General features: G+C 43.3%; 3 protein-coding genes. All 3 read right to left on the minus strand.

Going from position 1 to position 1,569, the window contains the following annotated elements; translation table 11 throughout:
• Positions 1 to 100: 100 nt before the first annotated feature.
• The gene (locus AC1DSE_RS35080) at positions 101 to 676 is read right to left on the minus strand and encodes a hypothetical protein (RefSeq protein WP_477511413.1); all 576 of its coding nucleotides are present in this window, start codon (positions 674 to 676) and stop codon (positions 101 to 103) included.
• Positions 669 to 1,235, minus strand: a complete 567-nt coding sequence (locus tag AC1DSE_RS35085; RefSeq protein WP_477511414.1) for a DUF6115 domain-containing protein — start codon at positions 1,233 to 1,235, stop codon at positions 669 to 671. The genes AC1DSE_RS35080 and AC1DSE_RS35085 overlap by 8 nt, the downstream gene beginning before the upstream one ends.
• Positions 1,236 to 1,270: 35 nt before the next feature.
• Positions 1,271 to 1,569: hypothetical protein (locus tag AC1DSE_RS35090; RefSeq protein ID WP_477529104.1), on the minus strand; the 299-nt coding region annotated here is incomplete at its 5' end.

The following is a 1,569-nucleotide window of genomic DNA, read 5'->3' on the forward strand; positions in this document are numbered from 1 at the left end:
CCGTTTGACAAAATTGACCTGCGTGCGTTTTTAACACCGTGAATTAATATACCATAAATACACATCGCATGCAACAATCGTTTCAGAAAAGATAGGATAGCTATTTTTTGTTGGCAGTTAGAAGATTTACTTCTGAAGATGTTAAAGGCTCGCCGGTTACGATCCGAATGGCTTCTTCAACCGTTATCTCCTCATGAAACAAAAAATAACCGGCGCGAACCAGCTTCTTTGACTTTTTCATTTTTGATACAAAAGCGGTTTTATCTTTAATAATATTATTCGAAGCAAGCAGCTCTGCTGTATTCGTCAGACTAGAGCCTGCTTTAATTCTTATAACATGCTTGATCTCAGACTGTTCCTGAACAGGGACTGCCGTAGCCGTAGGCGCAGCTTTATCAGTCTTCGCCTCGCTTGTCTGCTCCTTAGCTTTGTCAGAATCAGCAGCAGGCTTAGTCTCCTGTCCCCCTGTGTTGTCCTTATTAAGCTGAAGCGAGTCTTGATTTGCCTTTAACAAAGCATCAACTTCTAGTTGAGTGTAAAGCTTCTCATCTGACTCTTTTCCTAAGTCACTTAGCCTTTGCCTGCTTTGCTCGCCAGAGAGCATCAGCTGGAACAACAAAGCGCCAATGATGATACCTGCACCTAATCCCATAAGAAATACTCGACTTTTAAGCATGGACAGAATCCTCCTGCTTAGCAAGCTGTATAATAAGCTGTACCTCACCTTTGTTCATACCAAGCTTTTTGGATATCGCTTCAATCGATTTCCCTTGCTCATAAAGTGTAAACAGCTCTTTATATCTGTCCTGGATGGTGTTCATCCGAACTGTCTCTTCTATAATATGTTCAACAACAGGCGCATCTTTAACAAGATGTTCATTCGAATTTAATGAGACCGCTGGCAATGGGGTTTCCACTGGACGAATATAGGCCGTGGACTTGGACATTTTCTTTTGCAACTGCTCTGTGAGCTGTTCGAATTTCCGCTCCAATTCTACAATACGCTGCTCCTTGCGATCCGCATCTAATTTCGATTCTTGCTGAGCAGTTCTAACGAGGAGCACGAGATCCTCATTATCCTTCTCCATGTTCTCCATAAACTGCTCCAGCGCGGTTTCCATGTTTTGCATCGATTGTGACGGTAGAGCTGTATCCTGCTTCTTACGAGGCATTACAAAGGCACCGACAATAACAACCGCTCCTAGTAATACGATATATTGCAAGTATGGCTGCATCGTTCATAGCCTGCCTTTCATATGATGCCTTCATTTTATAACTTAATATCAAGCCTATGGCCTTTGTACGGATGTGTAGGAGCCGCCTCCTGTTCATCAACATCCGAGGATAACTGTGTACGCTTACGTTTTGCCTGCTGATAAGCGTTACCTTGCTGACCTTCTTGATCACTGCGAATATGAAGTCCGTTTGATTGCTCGATCGCTGTGTTTTTCCCTCTTAGAAGCTCTGTTTGTTTGGCAGACTGATTGGCCAACATATTCTGATCAGCTACAGGTTTATGCATCGCTTGTCCATGCATGCCGCTGAATTCTTGCGTTCGTGGTACAGACA

Source organism: Paenibacillus sp. 01L418 (assembly GCF_056400045.1).